Annotated in this window: 1 protein-coding gene; it reads right to left on the bottom strand. The window is 59.2% G+C overall.

Annotation, left to right across the window (positions count from 1 at the left end; genetic code table 11):
• Positions 1-52 precede the first annotated feature (52 nt).
• A partial coding sequence (locus NTCA1_RS28360) for an IS6 family transposase (protein ID WP_159832507.1) occupies positions 53-753 on the bottom strand: 701 nt, incomplete at its 5' end.

Here is a 753-nt window from a genome sequence, read left to right as displayed (position 1 = left end):
GGCTCTGTTGCAAACATGGGGCACGGCCGCGCGGCGTCACCCAGTTGGGGGATTAGGCAGCATTGGCGAAATGCTTATTGAGCATAATCATGGTTTCGGTCAGGGCCGAGGGTCCAATTCCGAATGCTCTTTCAACCAGGCGCACCTCCCCCATGATACCTGGCTGCAGGCACCATGCCTGGGCCTGTCCTTTGCGTAGGGCGCGCATGACCTCGAAGCCCTTGATCGTGGCGTAGGCCGTTGGCATCGACTTGAAGCCACGTACCGGCTTGATCAGCATCTTCAGCTTGCCGTGGTCGGCCTCGAGCACGTTGTTCAGATATTTCACCTGCCGGTGCTCGGTTTCCGCCGCCAGTTTGCCTTCGCGTTTCAGCTCAGCGATTGCTGCGCCGTAGCTGGGTGCCTTGTCGGTATTGAGTTTGGCCGGCTTTTCCCAGTCCTTCAGGCCACGAAGAGCTTTGCCCAGAAAGCGCTTCGCCGCTTTGGCGCTGCGTGTCGATGACAGATAGAAATCAATCGTGTCGCCCCGTTTGTCGACCGCCCGGTACAGGTAGGTCCATTTGCCCCGCACCTTTACGTAGGTCTCATCCAGACGCCAGCTCGGATCAAAGCCGCGCCGCCAGAACCAGCGGAGACGCTTCTCCATCTCCGGCGCGTAGCGCTGCACCCAGCGATAGATCGTCGTATGATCGACATCGATCCCACGCTCGGACAGCATTTCCTCGAGATCACGGTAGCTGATGCCGTATCGAC

Origin of the sequence: Novosphingobium sp. TCA1, from assembly GCF_009811895.1 — a bacterium.
In the GTDB taxonomy this organism is placed as follows: Bacteria; Pseudomonadota; Alphaproteobacteria; order Sphingomonadales; family Sphingomonadaceae; genus Novosphingobium; species Novosphingobium panipatense_A.
This window is presented reverse-complemented; position numbering and strand designations above follow the sequence as displayed.